Origin of the sequence: Vibrio sp. Vb0888, from assembly GCF_033338835.1 — a bacterium.
Classification (GTDB): Bacteria; Pseudomonadota; Gammaproteobacteria; order Enterobacterales; family Vibrionaceae; genus Vibrio; species Vibrio alginolyticus.
Genome location: NZ_JAWOTL010000012.1, coordinates 1 through 18,700, shown reverse-complemented (window position 1 = coordinate 18,700; position 18,700 = coordinate 1). Strand labels below are relative to the sequence as shown.

The following is an 18,700-nucleotide window of genomic DNA, read 5'->3' as shown; positions in this document are numbered from 1 at the left end:
GTGAGGGGGCGGAGTCTCGATAATGTTACCCGCTCGCAAAGATAAGTTTGTGGCACAAAATTTCTATTAACAATGAAAAAGGGTTAGAGAATGGCTGGGCAGTTTAAGATGGATTCCATCCCGGGATCGCTTGTGGTAGTTGGCGGTACTTATGAGCCTTGGTTATCGGTACTGGAGCAAGTGGGCTGGAAGTGTCACCAAGTCGGTGACTTACGCAAAGCTAATACGCTGTTAGAAGATATTGGTCCATGTATCGGTATTGTTGATCTCAGCCATGACGAGTTCAGCTTGAATGGTTTGGCGAACTTAGTCAGCTCTCACAAACACGTACGTTGGTTAGCGTTTATTCGTGAATCTCAGCTTGGCACTGACACCATATGCCAGTTCATTGTTAACTTTTGTATCGATTTTTTCACAGCGCCGATCCCAGATGCACAGTTATTAAGCACAATAGGTCACCAGCTTGGCATGCTTAAATTGGAGAAAAAAGTTTGGCCTAGTTTTGGTAGCAGTTTAGATATGGGTTTGATCGGTGAATCTATCCCGATGAAACGTTTACGCGATCAAGTGAAGCGCATTGGTCCAACGGACGTCAGCATTCTGATTTCTGGGGAAAGTGGGACTGGTAAAGAGGCGGTTGCTAGGGCCATCCATAAAGTCTCTTCACGCTCTCATAAACCGTTTATGGCAATTAACTGTCGCGCACTCAATGAACAACGTTTCCAAGCTGAAGTATTTGGTATTAACGCCGATGAAGATATGGAAGCATGCCTGCTTGAACAAGCAGATGGCGGCACCGTGTTGTTTAACGACATTCTTACCATTTCAAAAGAGCAGCAAATGAATCTGCTGAGATTCTTGCAAGAAGGCACCATTGATACCAAAGATGGCGTAAAAGCGGTTAACGTGCGTATTCTTGCTGCTAACTCGTCAGATGTTGAAAAAGCTTTGATTGACGGTGACTTCAATGAAGAGCTTTACCATTACATCAACGTTTTGCGCATCAATGTCCCTAGCTTGAAAGAACGTGCGAGTGACATCGCATTGCTGGCTCGTTTCTACTTACAAGAGTTCTCAAAAGAGTACAACTCGCAAGCAAAAAGCTTTTCTGAGGATGCATTCAAGGCACTGACACGTTATTTCTGGCCTGGAAATGTGCGTGAGCTGATGAACCAAGTGAAGCGAGCGGTATTAATGTCCGACAGCGTAATGATTGAAGAGCATCACTTAGATTTACCTCAACGTAATGACTCAAAGCGCAGCTTGAAATCAATCCGAGAGAAGAGTGAACGTGATGCGTTGCTGGTTGTTTTGGAATCTCATTCTGGTCAAGTTTCAAATGCGGCGAAAGAGCTCGGAGTTTCGCGTGCAACCATGTATCGACTACTTAATAAACATAACTTGATTTCCGAACAAGCCATGTAGTTGGCCTTTCCCTGTGTTAAATAGGCGAATAAATACAATAAAAGAGAGTGGCCACAGAGCCGCTCTTTTTATTTTTGTTTGGTTTGATTTATAAAATCCGCAAATTTATATATTCCTCAGGTGAATATGTTATACGTAAAAGTATATGAAACTAAATTGCGGTGTATTGATTTGTTTTTAATCAAAAAGGCAAAAAATGTTTGATATATATCCATCAAAGCTTACAATTTAACCGTAACTCAATGAGTTATACCTTTCATAAACGGATTAATTTTTAGCTAGGAGGCGCAAGATGAAACATTACGTTGTTAACACCACTGCTTGCGCTGATCGTATGCCTATCGCTCCGATAACCCTTAAATCGGATGATACCAATACCACTGGCTCACAAGATAAAAATTAATCCGTAACCTATCATATTTATTACTAGGCTGCGGAAAAGTAGCGGCTTAGTATCAACAGAATATTTCTGTTCATTTTACGCACTATTTTTCCCAGTCGAATACATCGATAATCGGAGAAAATATTATGCGTCACTCTATTTACCTACAATTGGCCACTTTGCTATTGAAAGCAGACCTTAAACGCGAAGAAAAGCAATGGCAGCGCACCATACGCCGAACTGCTCATGATATTCCATGGACGAATGTTCATCTATTGAGAGATATTGGTTTAGATCGCGATGGTCGTTCTACACGTGCCAATGTTCCGGATGCAGTAAAAGTTGAACGTCGAGTTCGTCACCTTCGTCGAGTCTTAACGTCGCGAATAATGACGTAATCGTTAGCGTGTTGGGCTGACTGAGTTGCTAACGAGTCATTCAACACGCTTAACTTTTTATATGAAGTATGACTTCATTGGATAAACAGCTGATCTTGAAGATCAGCTGTTTTCGTTTGAAGGTGGTACTGTTAAGGGCAAGGATTCGAGTAAGTTGTACCTATTGCTTGAATTTCAGTAAGTAGTTCGTCGCTAAGTTGCAAATCAATACTGTCGATATTGGCTTTTAATTGGTCTAGGTTTGTTGCTCCGATAATGTTAGAAGCAACAAATGGACGCTGATTGACAAACGCGAGCGCCATTTGTGCAGGGTTTAGACCATGCTCTTGAGCTAAATTGACGTAAGCTTCGGTCGCTTTAACACCTTGCGGAGTGAAGTAGCGCGCAAAACGCTCCCACTTAGTGCATCGAGCGCCTTCAGGTTTTGCCCCGTTTAGGTATTTACCACTCAGGCAGCCAAATGCCAAAGGAGAGTAGGCAAGTAACTGAACGCCTTCGTAATGGCTGATTTCAGACAAGCCAACTTCGAAGCTGCGGTTCAATAAGTTATATGGGTTTTGAATGGAGACAATTCTTGGCAAATCGTGTTTTTCTGCCAAACGCAATAGCGACATCACACCCCACGGCGTCTCGTTGGATACGCCGATATAGCGCACTTTACCTGCATTCACTAATTCAGTAAGCGCTTCCAACGTTTCAATTAACGTGACTTCTTCTTGTTTGTCAGGGTATGGGTAGTTGAGTTGACCAAAGCAGTTGGTTTGACGCTGCGGCCAATGTAGTTGGTACAAATCGACATAATCGGTTTGTAGACGATTAAGGCTGTCATCAATTGCTGTATGGATGTGGCGACGATTAAGGCTCATGTTGTCTCTAATGTGAGGAACATTGCGAGGGCCTGCCACTTTTGTTGCCAGTACTACTTTCTCTCTTTTGCCGCTTTTTGCTAACCAATTACCGATGTATTGCTCGGTGAGCCCTTGTGTTTCCGAGTTTGGCGGTACAGGGTACATCTCTGCGGTATCGATGAAGTTCACCCCATGATCGAGGGCAAAGTCGAGCTGTTCAAAGGCGTCCTTTTCTGTGTTTTGCTCGCCAAACGTCATAGTGCCGAGGCAGATTTTACTGATCTCAAGTGATGAGTGCGGTAGTTTTGTGTATTGCATATCACGTCCTTGAAGAGTTACCGACTAAATAAGTGACTCCAATATAGGGGATTTTTAGCCGCAATCGCAAATGATTTACGTATAAAGGGAGAGCAAACTCGAAAGCTACAGTTAGCCTAACTACACTTAAATAATCGTGTGAAGGAGGTATGTTATGCAGAAGCATCAATTGGACATGTGGCTACATGGTCCACATAAAGATACTTATAAAACTCCCAAAGTATTTGTGATTGGGTGTTCTGATGTCTCTGACTATCTTTTAGCTGTGGAGTACAAGCATCAACTTGAGCCGATTAAAGACGGTGAAGACCCGATACATTTTGGCTCTCTAGACTTAGTAAAAGAAGAATTATTGAGGCTAGGGGTCGATAAAGCGTATTTAAGGCTGCGTAATGCGTATGACGAATGTGGCACTGAAGAGGCAGCCTCGTACTGCGATATTGAGTTATCGCTCGTGACGCACTAAATAGCTGATATAGTTTTATTCTGGTTGAGTGTTAATGTAGTGCTTGAGTAAGATCTGTTCAGTAAACTGTGTTCTAAGGTAAAAGCCTCGGGGCAGAGTTTTCATCGGCTTACCATTTGAGTTATATGCTTCGGTGAGCGCTTTTGCATTTGCGGCTTTAGGGCGAAGATGCAGCGCTTCTCCGTGTCTGGCGGAAATTTGATCAAATCTTCCCAAGACGATCATCTCCATTAACTCTTCCCAGTCATTTCGCAAAATCCGTTCTTCTTCTTCATCTGGTGACCAAATGAGTGGACTGCCCACACGTCTTTCAGCGAGTGGGATTTCTCGTTCTCCTTCTACGGGTACCCAAAGCACACGAGATAGCTTGTTCCGAACATGACTTGTTTCCCATGTAAGACCATGAACACCAGTGAGGGGGGCCACAGAAACAAAGGTTGTTTCTAAAGGTTTGCCAGAGTAACTGATCGGAATACTTTTCAACTCGATCCCTAGTTTTGCGAAATCTTGTTGAGGTTTACTGCCAGCTGGAGCGCCCAAGTGCCATTCGAGTAATTGACCCACCCAACCTTTATCACGTTTTAAGTTTTCAGGAACAATCATATTCGCCTCGGCGGCCAACTCAGCAAAACTGAGTCCTGCCATATCATGCGCTCGTTCCAATAGCTCTGCTTCTGTTTGTGGTTCTGGTTTCATAGTTACAAGGTGGTATTACAAAAAATATAGTTTATCAAACTCCGACCAAATCTACTGTTTAAGATTTCACCGAGGCGGTGTAAGAACGATCAATTCATAACTTATCCACAGGTGGAGGAGGTATTGATAAGATCCTGACGAGGTCTGTATGAATAAACAGGGGTTAAAATGCATTTTTGGGGTTGATTTTGTTGTAATCATCTAAACGAATAGCAGGTAAGTGTGGATAAATAGCCTGTTGGTGGATCTTTGACCGATCTGAGTTTGGTGAAAAGATCATCAAGAAATTGAAGATCGAATTATCGTTATTTTTAAAAATAAATACTTTTTTATCAATGCTTTATGTTTGTTTTTTTGTTTATTCATTTGTTTTTCATTTGATGGGATTGAACTGAATTACTCATTTGAATTGAATTCTTCACAAAGTTATTCACAGAAAAGGTGAATAAATGTGGGCAATGTCTCACTCTTGTGTTGATAAGGTATGGTTTGATTAAAAGATATCCAAAAATGCTGAAAAGGTAATAAATCTTGCTCATATCACATCAGTAAGTTTGCTAGTAATGGGGATATGTGGAAAAATCACGGTAATAAAAAATTTATTCATAGAGGTTAGCCAGTGATAGATGGCGATGGTTACCGACTTAATGTTGGTATTGTGATATGTAATAACCATGGTCAGGTCTTCTGGGCTAAACGATACGGGCAACACTCATGGCAATTTCCACAAGGTGGGATTGACGAAGGTGAAACCCCTGAACAAGCCATGTTCAGGGAGTTATACGAAGAAGTCGGTTTAACGAAAAAAGACGTTAAGATCATTGCAACAAGTCGTCATTGGTTAAGATATAAGCTACCAAAGCGATTGGTGCGTTGGGACTCCAAGCCTGTTTGTATCGGCCAAAAACAGAAATGGTTTCTGCTGAGATTAGAATGCGATGAGTCTCGCATTAATATGCAACGCGGAAAATCCCCTGAATTTGATGGTTGGCGCTGGGTAAGTTACTGGTATCCAGTTAGGCAAGTTGTTTCTTTCAAGCGAGATGTTTATCGACGAGCGATGAAAGAATTTGCATCCTTAGCCATGCCTTTTCGAGAGAGAAAAGCGAAAGGGAAAAGAAAAAAGCAACGTAGAGGATAATCATGCTCAGTCAGCTAAGGGAAATAGTTGAGAAAGTCTCTAGGGTCGATGATGTACATCTGGCACTCGATATATTGGTGAAAGAGACTTGTGCTGCCCTTAGTACTGAGTGCTGTACTATCTATCTTGCTAATGAAGAAATGCAGCGCCTTGAGTTAATGGCAACTCAAGGCCTTATTTTTGAAGGTGATAGTATTCATATCAACTTCAATGAAGGCTTGGTTGGGTTGGTAAAACGAAGCGCTGAACCCCTTAACCTTGCCGAAGCCTCAAAACACCCCGAGTTCAAATTCTTTCCTCAACTCGGCGAACAGATTTACCACTCTTTTTTAGCTACTCCAATCATTCATCGTAAACAAGTTTTAGGTGTGTTGGTGATCCAACAAAAAACGCCGCGCTTGTTTAGTGAAATGGAAGAATCGTTTCTTGTTACCTTATCCGCTCAGTTAGCGGTGCTCATTGCACATGCGCAGAATCTTGGGCATTGGCAGTTAGCATCTAAACCCACGGTATTAAAAGGTTTGCCTGCGTCTACTGGTGTCGCGATTGGAGAGTTTTGGTTCGACAATACCCAGCCGAGTTTATCGGATATTTTCCCTTCGTCCACGTTAGATAAGGAACGCGAGCACGAGACACTACTGGTGGCCATAGAGCGAGCGTTAAATGACTTTCGCCGCATGCGGAAAAAACTGGACAGTGAAATCAACAAAGATGCGCTGGCGATCTTCGATCTGTTTACTCACTTACTGAATGATCCGATGCTTCGCGGTGATTTGAAGAAGCAGATTGAAAAAGGAGACAGGGCAGACTGGGCGTTACGCCAAGTTGTAGAGTCATACTCGAATCGATTTGCAAGAATGTCGGATGTATACATGCGTGAAAGAGCGCAAGATATCCGAGAGTTAGGGCAAAGGCTGCTCTATTTTCTGCACAACAGTGAGCAAGAAAATTCTGCAATTGATCGTCCCATTATTTTGGTGGCGAACGAACTCACTGCCACCTTGCTCGCTTCTGTACCTAAAGAGTTTTTGTTAGCCGTCGTATCATTAGAGGGAGGCGCAAACTCTCACGCTGCCATTTTATCTCGAGCTCTTGGGGTCCCTGCAGTCATGGGCGCCAACATTAATCCGGATGTGGTGAATGGCAAACTCGGGATAGTCGACGGCTATACGGGTGAGATCTTCTTAGAGCCAAACCGCCAGTTGTTGCGAGAGTATCGCAGCTTAGTAAGCGAAGAGTCTGAACTGTTTGCCATGGTAAACAAGGACCTCGCACTCCCTGCGGTTACGCAAGATAATCACCATATCGAAATTATGCTGAATGCGGGACTCAGTGCAGACAGTAATATTGCCATCAACACAGGTGTTGATGGTGTTGGGTTGTACCGAACTGAGATTGCATTTTTACTTCAGCATCACTTTCCTTCGGAAGATGAACAGTATCATCAATACCAAGCAATACTTAACAGCTATCCGAATCAACGAGTAGTGATGCGTACTTTGGATATTGGTGGTGACAAACCTTTGCCGTATTTGCCCATCGAAGAAGATAATCCGTTTCTAGGCTGGCGTGGCATTCGTTTTACATTGGATCATCCAGACATTTTCTTGATCCAGCTGCGTGCAATGTTAAGAGCGAGTGCAGAAAGCGGAAACTTAAGTATCTTATTGCCAATGGTGTCAGGGGTAAAAGAGCTAGACGATGCCATTAGCTTGATTAATCAAGCTCACAGCGAAGCCGTTTTGCTTGATGATAGAATTCAATTCCCACAAATTGGGGTCATGATTGAAGTACCATCGATGGTGTATCTGTTGCCAACGATCGCTCACCGTGTTGATTTTGTTTCTGTCGGGACAAACGATTTAACTCAGTATTTATTAGCGGTAGATAGGAACAATTCGCGCGTAGCGGATGTCTATGAATCTATGCATCCTGCGGTACTGTTAGCGCTTAAGCAAATCCATGAGGTGTGTGATAAATATCAGGTGCCCGTGTGTATTTGTGGTGAGCTAGCGGGTGATCCATTTGGCGCTCTTCTCTTACTTGGGTTAGGGTATACCAGTTTGAGTATGAACACCTCCAATGTGGCTAAGGTGAAATATTTGATTCGTCATAGCCAACAAGAAGAATTAGAAAAATTAGCGGAGCAAGCAATGACAAAGTCCTATGGGGAGGACATTCATCAAATGATGCATGACTTCTTCATTCAACAGGGCTTTGCGGGCTTTATCCGTGCAGGTAAAAAGTAGGAAATCGTGACCGTCTCTTTATTTTTGTTATTGTTGGCGCTAGGCGCTTTTGTGGGTGTGATGGCGGGGTTACTCGGTATCGGTGGTGGTTTGATTGTTGTTCCTGCCTTGTTGTATTTGCTTCCTCTTGCTGGGATCTCTCCAGAAATGAGTATGCACATGGCCTTAGCCACTTCGTTAGCGAGTATTATTGTCACGTCTGGCTCATCGGCGATGAATCACCTTAAGCTCGGCAATGTCGATATGTTTGTCGTAAAATGGTTGATGCCTGGTGTGGTCATTGGTGGCTTTGTTGGTGCCAATATTGCTGAGTGGATCCCTACACACTATTTGCCGAAAGTGTTTGGTGTCATTGTTCTTTGCCTGTCAGTACAAATGTTTCGTTCCATTAAAGTTACGAGCAGTAAACCTATGCCGAGCAGCCCTGTGACTGTAGTTTACGGCACGGGAATTGGTGTCGTATCAAGCCTTGCTGGTATTGGTGGTGGCTCACTGTCGGTACCATTTTTAAATAAACATGGGATAGAGATGCGTAAAGCGGTGGGCTCATCCTCCGTTTGTGGTTGCGTGATTGCTATTTCTGGTATGATCGGCTTCATCTTACATGGCTATAAAGTGGAAGGCTTACCTTCATACAGTATTGGCTATGTTTATCTTCCCGCTTTATTAGCGATTGCTATGGCCTCGATGCTCACAACAAAAGTGGGTGCGAAGCTCGCAACTAACCTTCCAACAGCGGTATTAAAAAAGATATTCGCGGTGTTCTTAATGTTTGTTGCAGCGACCATGCTGCTCTAAGTTTGTACCCAAGTCATTCTCGCTGAACCAAGCATCTAGAGGTTACTTGGGTATATTTATTTTGTTGTGATAAGAAGAGAATGATTTATGTCTCAGGGATATATTGAATTTCCCAATATTGATCCGGTTTTAATCTCTATTGGTCCTGTTTCGGTTCGTTGGTACGGTTTGATGTACCTTGTTGGCTTTATGTTTGCTCTATGGTTAGCGAACCGACGTGCGGATAAGCCTGGAAGTGGTTGGACACGAGAGCAGGTTTCTGATTTGTTGTTCGCAGGCTTCCTTGGCGTGGTGATTGGTGGCCGTGTAGGCTACGTGCTTTTCTACAATTTTGAGCTCTTCCTGGCTGACCCTTTGTATCTATTTAAAGTGTGGACTGGTGGTATGTCTTTCCACGGGGGCTTACTGGGTGTGATTACTGCGATGTTCTGGTATGCACACAAAAACGGGCGAACTTTCTTCGGTGTTGCTGACTTTATCGCGCCGCTTGTGCCATTTGGTTTGGGTATGGGGCGTTTAGGTAACTTCATGAACAGCGAGTTGTGGGGCCGAGTAACGGATGTGCCTTGGGCGATCGTTTTCCCAAATGGCGGTCCACTGCCACGTCATCCATCACAGCTTTATGAAATGGCGCTTGAAGGCATCGTCCTTTTCTTCATTTTGAATTGGTTCATCAAGAAACCTCGTCCTCTAGGTTCTGTTTCAGGACTCTTTCTTGCGGGTTACGGAACCTTCCGTTTCCTAGTAGAATACGTGCGCGAACCAGACGCTCATTTGGGTTTATTCGGTGGCTTTATTTCCATGGGACAGATTTTATCTCTGCCAATGGTGGTTATCGGTGTCCTCATGATAGTTTGGGCATACAAACGTGGTCATTACAAAGACGAATTACCACAAAAGACGAAGTAAGGTATTGGTGTGAAACAGTATTTAGATTTGTGTCAACGCATCGTTGACCAAGGTGTTTGGGTTGAAAATGAGCGTACAGGCAAGCGCTGCCTGACCGTAATCAACGCGGATTTAACCTACGATGTTGCGAACAATCAATTTCCGTTGGTCACCACACGTAAAAGTTTTTGGAAAGCAGCTGTTGCAGAGCTACTAGGGTACATTCGTGGTTACGATAATGCGGAAGATTTTCGTAAGCTGGGCACGAAAACCTGGGATGCCAATGCCAACCTAAATGATGCCTGGTTGAATAACCCATACCGTAAAGGCGAAGACGACATGGGCCGTGTCTATGGAGTTTTTGCCTTTTTCCCAATGTTGTCTATATTGTTCTATAGGATTGAAATTATAGGACATTGTGGTGCAAATGGAGCAGCTATCAAAACGGACAATTGTCCATAATAAAAACAAACTCCTCTTTTTGAACATTGAGGAGTCTGACCATGTTCTTCTTCAGACTCTTTCCCCTCTCATCGAACAGCTAAACAATGGTAAATCATCGATTGTTTTTTATGCAAAATTAATGTACGTCTATTCCGATGTGTTTGATGACCGTGTAAGTGAAACATCGATAAAATTAGGGCATGTTACCGACTTTCTTGGGCGATTTCTTAAGAGCATTAAAGATGGGATTTTGGTCGATGTAAGCCCTGCAACCTTCGATGGATATCTCAATTTTTCACGAAAATGCTTAAGATTTTTGTCATCAAAATTTGGCATTGGTGATTATCATAAGAAAAAGCGATTAATTGATATATATATACCGTTTGACGCTGTTGATTTGCCCACTATAGATAGTGATAAAGCGGACTATTATAGTTGGTGGGTAATAAAATCTAAAAGTGGTAAAGAGAGGTTCCTAGATCTTACTTATATATGGAAAAATGAAGGCGCTGATGCCGCTAGACAACTAGAAAAATATACGAACAGTGTTTTAGGTGGATTTAAAGCATTAGAGAATCATCTCCCCTTATTTTCAGCATATTTTTTATATCTATCTTCAGTCGAAGGTTTAAATTATTTTGATTTAAAAAGTAATTCGGATGTTTCAGATGATATTTGGCGTGGATTCTGTGCTCATTTTTTTAAAAAAAATGTAGAATCTGGTAATTGCCTTATGACAACGAAGAAACGTTGGAATGACGGTTCTCCAGCTCTTTTCTACACTTTATTTGAAACAGGCTTCTTTGCTAGACCTAATATAGATATTACATATATACCTACAGAGTATAAGACAGGTTCAGAAGCAAAGATAAAGAAAATAAAAGATGCGCCTACAGGGGAAATAATTCAGGTTAAAGAAAAATTGCTTACTGATGTCCCGATTTATTTGACTGATGATGAGGCTATAGAATCTATATTCGATGATATAGAAGATGATTATAACATTGTAATAAATTGGGCTAAAAATCAATTCAATGATTTATGGGCAAGATATTCAGATAACAATCATAAGTTTAAATTTGAGGATATTGAGTTATCCAGAGATGAATTTCGCGTCAAATATCGACTTAATTGCTATGAAAGATTGATAGATTCTAATGGAAATATTCGTAAGGTTTATAGTAGTAAAACATCATTGGCTGAAAGTTTTGGAATGCCGACATCGTATTTCGAAATTCCAATATCAATACTCCTGATAAAAGAACACAATGATATAACGGATAGCTTCTTATACAACCTTGATTTATATGATAAGAACGGGCATAGAGTTGGATTTTATAAGCTTGATAATAATTATTATCTTCAGGGATATAAATTACGTAAAAATGGACGCAAAGCTGAACAAACCATCAAATTAAATTCTGTTTCAAAAGAGCTAGTTGAAAAGCTATTGGTTATCACCTCTAGACCAAGAGAATATTTAAAGAAGAAAGGGGATGATAACTATAGAAAATTATTTATTAATACTGGTCAAGCATTTTTTCATCCAAGACCATGTGTGAGTGGTTCTACTTCATTATCTGAAAAATATATTAAATCTCGATTCGAACAGCTAAAAAATGCACATGCCAATAAAAGTGAAGAGGCTCTGAATAATCTAAATAAAAACCTTACTTTAACTAGGTTTAGAGCATCATGTGCTGTTGTAGGCTATTTGAAAGATAAAGATGTATCATTAATGGCTAAAAATCTAGGGCATGACAAATATAGACAAGACTTGCTTTCTCATTATTTACCCGACCCAATATTGAAGTATTTTCAATCTCGTTGGATTCGAATATTTCAAAAGGGAATTATTTGTGAAGCAATGAAAGATAATAAAAACCTTCTTAAGGCGTCTTGCTTTAATAATATAAAAGAGCTTGAGAGGTTTTTATTCAATCATTCCTTAAAAATTGAAAAAAGTGATAGTAAAGATTTTGCAGAAAACGATGCGAAAGGTAAAGTTCTTGTCGGTATAAATGTTGAAGTTTTAAAGGTTCTTTTAGCGATTCAAAATGGGACTATTGAAGACGACAAGTTATCTATCAAAGATAGTTATTATCTCAGCCTTAGTGAACTTATAATGGAAGATATAAGAAACTCAGATGATGTTCTTCTAAAAAGCTACTTAGACACGGCAGAGAAAGAGATGGAAAAATAGTTAAGGGCTTGACATGAATTTACATGATGACTTGGGTTTTCTTAATAATATTTTTGAATCAGGTGTTGAGCGGTTCAAGAAACATCCTTACCTTAAAAGCGAATTTATAGAAAATATTTGGCGGTTTGACACTTCTACTTCAACAGGAAAGTTTGTCACGGAAGTAGACTTTAATATCACATTACCCAATGGAGAGTTGCTAACTAGCGAAAGTCATGGTTCATTGCTAAATACGTTTAAGATGTGGATAATAGCATACCTATCTACTAATAGTAGCGGGAAGCTAATTGTAAAGCCATCCCCAATAACTACAAGAGATAAACTTCCTTACATCTGTAAAATAATTGATTATTTCATTCTAAGAGATGGATATATTAAAATATCAGAATATGGTTTAAGAATATTATCTGAAGATGATGTGATACAATTGTTCTCGATTTTATCTTCCTCAAAAGATACATATGAGACCATATACAACTTTAAAGATAGAGCGTTGTCATATATTTATTTTAATGCTGTAAATTCTATTCGTAATAATAGTGCCGATAGGTCTGATATTAGCTATGATTTACTTACTGGTAAAAATTCTTATGCATTTGATTTGATTGATAGTAAATATGTAGATAATTTATCTATTATGAGAAGTTGGTTACTATCTAACGACTTTTTTAGAGAAGATACAAAAACTAGCGCCGATTATAAATATGTTTTAAAAGTGTCAAAGTTAGGAAGGGAGTTGCTTGGTTCAAAAACCATTTGGGGAGGGAAGATTAGTAAATCGGGAGATTGGGTTGAAGCTTTTCATCTAGTTGATAAATCGCCATATCATATTGAGTATAGAAGGATTAATGTTCAAGATACCCCAGAAGATGAGTTAATATCTAAAACGGCTTTTATTAATTTTCGTTCTGCTTGGCAATCATTAAAGTTGTTATCTAGCCATGACTTTAGAAAGAATGGAATCTACGTACCTGAAGATAATATAATTGATTGTGTGGATTTTTCTCGTGTTAAAGTTAAGAACTCAGGAAGGTTTAAAAGTATTCCATTTCCTATTGTATTTAATATGATCGAGAAATGCATCGATTTTCATTTAAATTACGGTGAAGAGTTAGTCTCATCATACGATAGTGTGGTTAGGCTAGTAGCTAGTCGAGATTATGATAAAGCACTTAGTAAAAGTTCTTCAGAAGATAGAACTCGGCTCAGAGAGTTCATATCGGATAGAGAGTTCATAACTTGCATTCATCCTAAAATAAAAGAGCTAGGTTGTAATCAATTCGGAAGAGGTCAGAGGTGGACTGCGAAAGAGTTGAGGGAGAACAAAAGTTTAATTGATTTAATATCGGTATACTTTGGGCTAGTGGCCATTATATTTGGAGCTTTAGCCGCAAGGAGAGTTGGTGAATATCTATCCATCAAGCATGGTAGTGCATTTGATAAAAAAAATCGTTATGTGATATTTGATAGAGAAAAAGCGACTCAAAATTTAGGAGGATTACGGGATAAAATTGCTCGCCCAATGGATGAGCTATGTATTTCTATGCTTGAAAATTTGGAGCGAATCCAAAAAGTACTAATTGATTGTGGATACTTATCTAGTATCCCTCATATTTTCTCCTATCCGTATATTAATCCTGTCAGAATTTCTGAGGCAAATTTTTATAATTCTTTATATCAAGCGATGGATAAGGCTTGTGACTATTTTGAAACAGAAGTAGTAGATGGACTGCGATATTATCTACGTCCGCATCAACTAAGACGATTTTTCGTTCAACTTTACGTATGGTCTTCAGGTGAATCCCAACAGGGGCTAGATGTTTTACGTTGGTTTTTAGGGCAGACAGATATAGAACATCTCCACCGTTATATTACAGAGTCAGTTACAGGTGAGGTGTTACGTGATGTGGAGGTTCAGTATGTTTCAGAACACATTGATAGCTTTCCAAAGCTCAAGTCATATATATGTCAAAAATACAATGTAAATAATGTGGAGTTACTTGATTCAGAGGAGCTTGAAGATTATATAAATTACCAAGCATCAAAAGGATCGATTATATTTGATTATGAGTTTATAACTGATTTTGAAGGGAAAAAGCATAAACTATTAGTTAAAATAGTTGGTGAAAATGATGAATAAGCTATCAGAGAAAAAAGTTAATTCGTTAAAAAATATTGAATTGATTTTAAAAGATATCATTAAAGAACCAGAGAAATATCATGAATCTACATATCTCATTAAATCTTTAGAGTCCCAAGGCGGTCTGGCTAGATTTGAAGGCCATATTGTTATTAATGGGGAAAGGTTAGAAGTATCACCTTCTTCAATTAATACTCAAAAGAGACAAGCAAAAATATTATTTTCTGAAGGTTATCAGTATATAAATCGTTTGAGGATCAGTGCATTAGAAACCTTGAACACATCTCCAAGTGTAGAAAAAAAAGAGAACAGAAGAACTAAACAAGGTCTATATAATGCATTGAAATCAAGGGATAATTTGGTCGATTTGTACAAAGAAGAGCATTTGGTATGGATTCAGATAATCGATAGAGCTAAATCTGAAATCCTATCTATTTCTAAAATAGATGACCAAAAACTTAGGGAACATCGAGCTAAAAATGCAGTTAAAAAGTTAAATTCGACATTATCTCTATTAGATATTTTTCCTGAAGATAGTGATAAGGAAAATAATGTTTCTGAAATTTAGAGGTGTCTATGTCTAAAGTTCAGTTGTGGCAAATTATACCAGAGTATCGGAACATCCATTTTGTTGGAAGGGATTTACAACCTGTAGTAAAAGTGATCAAAAATTTCCCTTTTATGACATTACCAAGTGGGAAGGCCTGCGTTGCTGCAAATAAGTATTTAATAAAAGTATCTGAAAGAAAATCGGAAGGTACAGTTAAGCAATATGCATCTTCAATAAGTGCATTAGTTAGATATTGCTATGAGCATAAAGTAGATTTTATTGACTTAACTTCCGATCATTTTTCTGAACTCATGCAGATTCAAAGAGATGAGAAAACCAACTCTTTAACGCCCAAAAGAGTCAGTAATACTTTAATTTCAAACGCTAGGCGTTGGCTTGATTTTCTTGATTTTATAGCGAAGGAGAATGATGACTCAACATTTTTACCAGCTAGGATATTGGCGAGCAAAAGGGTCAGAAATGTCAGGAAGGGTAAAACTATAGTTAAACAAGAAGTATGGTGGCATTGCTCATTTGATACACCTAGTCCTCTGAAAAAAAGAAAACCAATCTCAAAAGCATCGATTGATGCATTACGTTCTGCAATTATCAATGTAACGTCAGATAAAGCACTAATTAGGCGTAGAGAAGCTTTATTAAGAGGTCTTGAATCAACTGGAGGAAGAGTTGCGGAGCTTGTAGAGTTGAAAGTTGAAGATGTTTTAAAAGCTGAGGAAATGAAGAACCCCATGCTTAAATTAATAACGAAAAAAAACGACTCTGGATATAGATTTATACCAATCTTACATCAAGACTTAAGAGCATTAATTAAATATATAGAAATACACAGAAGCAAGTTAATCGAAGATACGATTGGAGAGTCAAATGATCATGGATTTGTTTTTATAAGTGTAAAAACAGGCATAAAATTAACAGCAAAATATTTAAGCGATGAAGTGGGAAATTTGAGAAGAGCGGCTGGGATTGAAGAAAAAGCCTGTGCTCAAATGTTTAGACATAGATTTATAACTAAATTGTTTATTTCTTTGATAAAGGAATTTAATGCTTCAAACAAGTCAGAATTAAAGCTCGCTCTACTTGATGGTAGTATATTTAAGAAGAAAGTCCAGCAATATACTAACCATAAGAGTTTGGATAGCCTTGATCATTATATTGATCTCGCATTTGCGGAATTGGTAGATGTCGATGGTGTTGAAAATAGAGTTCGTCAAAGAATGGCATATGAAGCTTTCGATAGGGGGCTAGATGAACTTGAATCTAAATTAAAAGATGGAATGGTAGTGTCAGAGTATCTGGAAGAACTACAAAGCCTCAGGACGGCAATGCAGAAAGATCTAGATGCTTTATCGGGCTAAGTATGGGGTAGACAGCCCAGCAACTGTTGTGCAGTAAGTCTGCACTAAACTAAACATATCTGTATTCCAATGGCCTCTCGATTAAATCCGATTGATTGAACCATCTTTCTGCCCCGTTTCTACTTAGACTAAAAACTTATTCATATGTTGTTCATCTCTTTTTGCCTTACTAAACCTAATTGTACAGCGTAAGAGTTTCAGGTGGACTCTTTCCGTCATGCAAGGCCAACAATCACATAACGTGCTTATATTGCTTGAGTTGCATACGTGATAGTAGCAAGATAGTCCGAAAGCAAAAGCAGAAAGATTCTGTCTAAAAAGCGTCATATCTCAAAGAAATCAGCGAGTCAGAATTCACATCAGTAGGAGTGGTAATGTTCAAAATACACAAATCAAAAAGCAAGGATGAGTCCATAGAAGAAGTGACTGCCGTAGTTGTGGAAGAACCCCACAAACATCCCATGATATGCCTTTTTGATTTCGAGGAAGATGTAGAAAAAGAACTGGAAAACTTAAGGTTTAACTATGTAACTGCTAGTTTCGGTTCAACTGTGAAAGTTGCGAACAAACGTCATGAAGAAAAACTCCTGAAGCTGCACCATGACTATCCTAGCAATCTACATGAATTTGACATCGTTATGTTGGATCTGACTGTTGAGAAATCAGAAGATTTTGATGCTAGCCTGCATAGCCTAAAAAATACAACTGGAAACAAAGCTCATGCCTTGCTTAGCATATACCCCGAACAAGTTTTCGACCCTAGGCCATTATCCATTAATATCGTTTCTGATGAAATAAATGAGCTGGCATGGAAGAAGGCAATAGTGATCGCATTTTGCGGGAGTGCAATTTCTTCTGAATACCAATTTGTAGAAATAACAGCATACGAGGCTAGTATTACACGCCGAGAGTCATATTCTAACCATACATTCTATAAAGGCTTTTCTGGCTCTAAAAACCGACATGGCCGTAAGGTTGCCCTCCCAGAAAAAGGCTCAAAACTATCTCCGCTGTTTAATCAACACTTAGATGGAATTGAGTACCGAAGTGTGTTTAACCACCCTGATGTTTGGGAGGACGGAAAGTACCAGAAAGACCGTAATTTTATACCACTGTTACTTAATGAAAGAGATGAAATTGTAAGTTACGCGCATTTCCAAAACGAGTCACTGGTATTAGTCTTCCCAGACATTGAGAACAAAGGAAGCTTTGTTGCTAGTCTCCTTAAGACATACCTACCAGAAATAATGCCAGATATATTCCCATTTCATGGTGAATTCGGCTGGTTAGAAAGTGGGGACTATTTGTTGCCTGGAGAGAGCGAGTTATTGCAAGAAAAGGCCGATATAGAGGAAAAATACGTCAAAGATATTACTGAAAACGAGAACTCTCTGCTCAAATTAAAGAGTGAGTTCAAGTTTCTGACAGATTTAATTTCTGAAACTGGTGATGCATTAGTATCGTCGATTGAACATTATCTCAAGTGGTTGGAGTTTGAGTCGGTAGTTAACTTTGACGATACAAATCCAGATATTCTTGAAGAGGATATTCAGGTTGATTGTGGGGATCGGTTTTTAGTCATCGAGATTAAAGGCATTGGAGGTACATCGACAGACAAAGACTGCTCTCAAATTAGCAAGATTAGGTATAGACGCGCCGAGCAACGAGGAAAATTTGATGTGTTCGGACTATATATTGTCAATCACCAGCGATACATGCCACCAAAATCGAGATCCAACCCCCCGTTTACCGAGAATCAAGTCAAAGATGCAGGCCACGATAAGCGAGGGCTTTTAACCACATACGATCTTTATAAAGCATATTTCCTGATTGAAGACGGGATTTTGCAAAAATCAGATGTTAGAGAATCACTTTTTAAAACAGGGCTAATTACTCTAGAGCCTACAGACCTAGTATCTATTGGTGTTCCTCAAGAACTCTTCATGAACGGTCAAGTTGCTATCGTAAATTTAAATGATATAACTCTAGCTGTAGGCGACACCTTGATCGTAAGAAAACAAGGAGATTATTCAAGAGCTAAAGTCGAATCCTTGCAAGTTAATGGTAAGGGAGTAGATACCTGTAATGAAGGAGAGGTTGGCATAAAGTTAGACCGAAAATTGAAGAAGAACTCAGAGCTGTTTGTTAGAAAGTTATAACAAGCTGTTGATCTGTACCTTTAAGTACTGGGCACTGAGTTAAGCGATTTTTCCATACTTAAACTCATTCATTGATTGCTAATTTAGCAACATCGCTAACTCAGAAATGTCCAACAGTGTGCTGACGGGGCATGAAACACGAAAATGCCCCAAAACTCGCTAGACCAAACACTCTACAAGATCTGTTTCGTTCATTTTATCCTACAAAAAGTTATTCGA

Annotated in this window: 14 protein-coding genes and 1 pseudogene; 13 read left to right on the top strand and 2 right to left on the bottom strand. The window is 39.4% G+C overall.

Annotated features, from left to right (window positions below; all coding sequences use genetic code 11):
- Positions 1 to 90 precede the first annotated feature (90 nt).
- Both vpsR and R7P72_RS16470 read left to right on the top strand, forming a co-directional pair.
- Positions 91 to 1,425 carry a cyclic-di-GMP-binding transcriptional regulator VpsR gene (gene vpsR / locus R7P72_RS16475; protein WP_017635067.1) on the top strand — a complete coding sequence of 445 codons (1,335 nt, stop codon included), beginning with the start codon at positions 91 to 93 and terminating at the stop codon, positions 1,423 to 1,425.
- Positions 1,426 to 1,953: 528 nt separating this feature from the next.
- Complete coding sequence (locus tag R7P72_RS16470; protein ID WP_005381776.1) at positions 1,954 to 2,205, top strand: hypothetical protein; 252 nt, start codon at positions 1,954 to 1,956, stop codon at positions 2,203 to 2,205.
- 131 nt (positions 2,206 to 2,336) lie between these two features.
- Here the strand turns inward: R7P72_RS16470 and R7P72_RS16465 are convergent, their stop codons facing one another.
- On the bottom strand, positions 2,337 to 3,371 hold the full coding sequence (locus R7P72_RS16465; RefSeq protein WP_005381774.1) for an NADP(H)-dependent aldo-keto reductase: 1,035 nt from the start codon (positions 3,369 to 3,371) through the stop codon (positions 2,337 to 2,339).
- 154 nt (positions 3,372 to 3,525) lie between these two features.
- Between R7P72_RS16465 and R7P72_RS16460 the strand changes: the two genes are divergently transcribed.
- A complete protein-coding gene (locus R7P72_RS16460; RefSeq protein ID WP_005381772.1) occupies positions 3,526 to 3,837 on the top strand; it encodes a DUF6482 family protein in 312 nt (103 codons plus the stop codon).
- A gap of 15 nt (positions 3,838 to 3,852) precedes the next feature.
- Here R7P72_RS16460 and mutH read toward each other — a convergent pair whose 3' ends face one another.
- Positions 3,853 to 4,533, bottom strand: a complete 681-nt coding sequence (mutH, locus tag R7P72_RS16455) for a DNA mismatch repair endonuclease MutH (protein ID WP_017821501.1) — start codon at positions 4,531 to 4,533, stop codon at positions 3,853 to 3,855.
- A gap of 619 nt (positions 4,534 to 5,152) precedes the next feature.
- On the opposite strand from mutH, the gene rppH reads away from it, so the two are divergent.
- From rppH to R7P72_RS16405, 10 genes and pseudogenes are all read left to right on the top strand, one after another.
- Complete coding sequence (gene rppH, locus R7P72_RS16450; protein WP_005381953.1) at positions 5,153 to 5,674, top strand: RNA pyrophosphohydrolase; 522 nt, start codon at positions 5,153 to 5,155, stop codon at positions 5,672 to 5,674.
- A gap of 2 nt (positions 5,675 to 5,676) precedes the next feature.
- On the top strand, positions 5,677 to 7,923 hold the full coding sequence (gene ptsP / locus R7P72_RS16445) for a phosphoenolpyruvate--protein phosphotransferase (RefSeq protein WP_104975865.1): 2,247 nt from the start codon (positions 5,677 to 5,679) through the stop codon (positions 7,921 to 7,923).
- Positions 7,924 to 7,929: 6 nt separating this feature from the next.
- The gene (locus tag R7P72_RS16440) at positions 7,930 to 8,721 is read left to right on the top strand and encodes a sulfite exporter TauE/SafE family protein (protein ID WP_005385965.1); all 792 of its coding nucleotides are present in this window, start codon (positions 7,930 to 7,932) and stop codon (positions 8,719 to 8,721) included.
- 87 nt (positions 8,722 to 8,808) lie between these two features.
- Positions 8,809 to 9,630, top strand: coding sequence for a prolipoprotein diacylglyceryl transferase (gene lgt, locus R7P72_RS16435; protein WP_318110725.1), 822 nt, complete (start codon positions 8,809 to 8,811; stop codon positions 9,628 to 9,630).
- Positions 9,631 to 9,639: 9 nt separating this feature from the next.
- Positions 9,640 to 9,969: pseudogene (locus tag R7P72_RS16430) on the top strand (thymidylate synthase); the annotation flags it as partial.
- Between the two features lie 67 nt (positions 9,970 to 10,036).
- Positions 10,037 to 12,256 carry a hypothetical protein gene (locus R7P72_RS16425; RefSeq protein ID WP_020196722.1) on the top strand — a complete coding sequence of 740 codons (2,220 nt, stop codon included), beginning with the start codon at positions 10,037 to 10,039 and terminating at the stop codon, positions 12,254 to 12,256.
- Positions 12,257 to 12,269: 13 nt separating this feature from the next.
- Entirely contained in the window at positions 12,270 to 14,396 is a 2,127-nt protein-coding gene (locus tag R7P72_RS16420; protein ID WP_020196721.1) for a site-specific integrase, read from the top strand.
- The gene (locus R7P72_RS16415; protein WP_115385741.1) at positions 14,386 to 14,964 is read left to right on the top strand and encodes a hypothetical protein; all 579 of its coding nucleotides are present in this window, start codon (positions 14,386 to 14,388) and stop codon (positions 14,962 to 14,964) included. Before R7P72_RS16420 ends, R7P72_RS16415 begins: the two co-directional genes overlap by 11 nt.
- An 8-nt stretch (positions 14,965 to 14,972) precedes the next feature.
- Positions 14,973 to 16,322, top strand: coding sequence for a tyrosine-type recombinase/integrase (locus tag R7P72_RS16410; RefSeq protein WP_020196719.1), 1,350 nt, complete (start codon positions 14,973 to 14,975; stop codon positions 16,320 to 16,322).
- 374 nt (positions 16,323 to 16,696) lie between these two features.
- Positions 16,697 to 18,481, top strand: coding sequence for a hypothetical protein (locus tag R7P72_RS16405; RefSeq protein ID WP_020196718.1), 1,785 nt, complete (start codon positions 16,697 to 16,699; stop codon positions 18,479 to 18,481).
- The last annotated feature ends 219 nt before the right edge of the window (positions 18,482 to 18,700 follow it).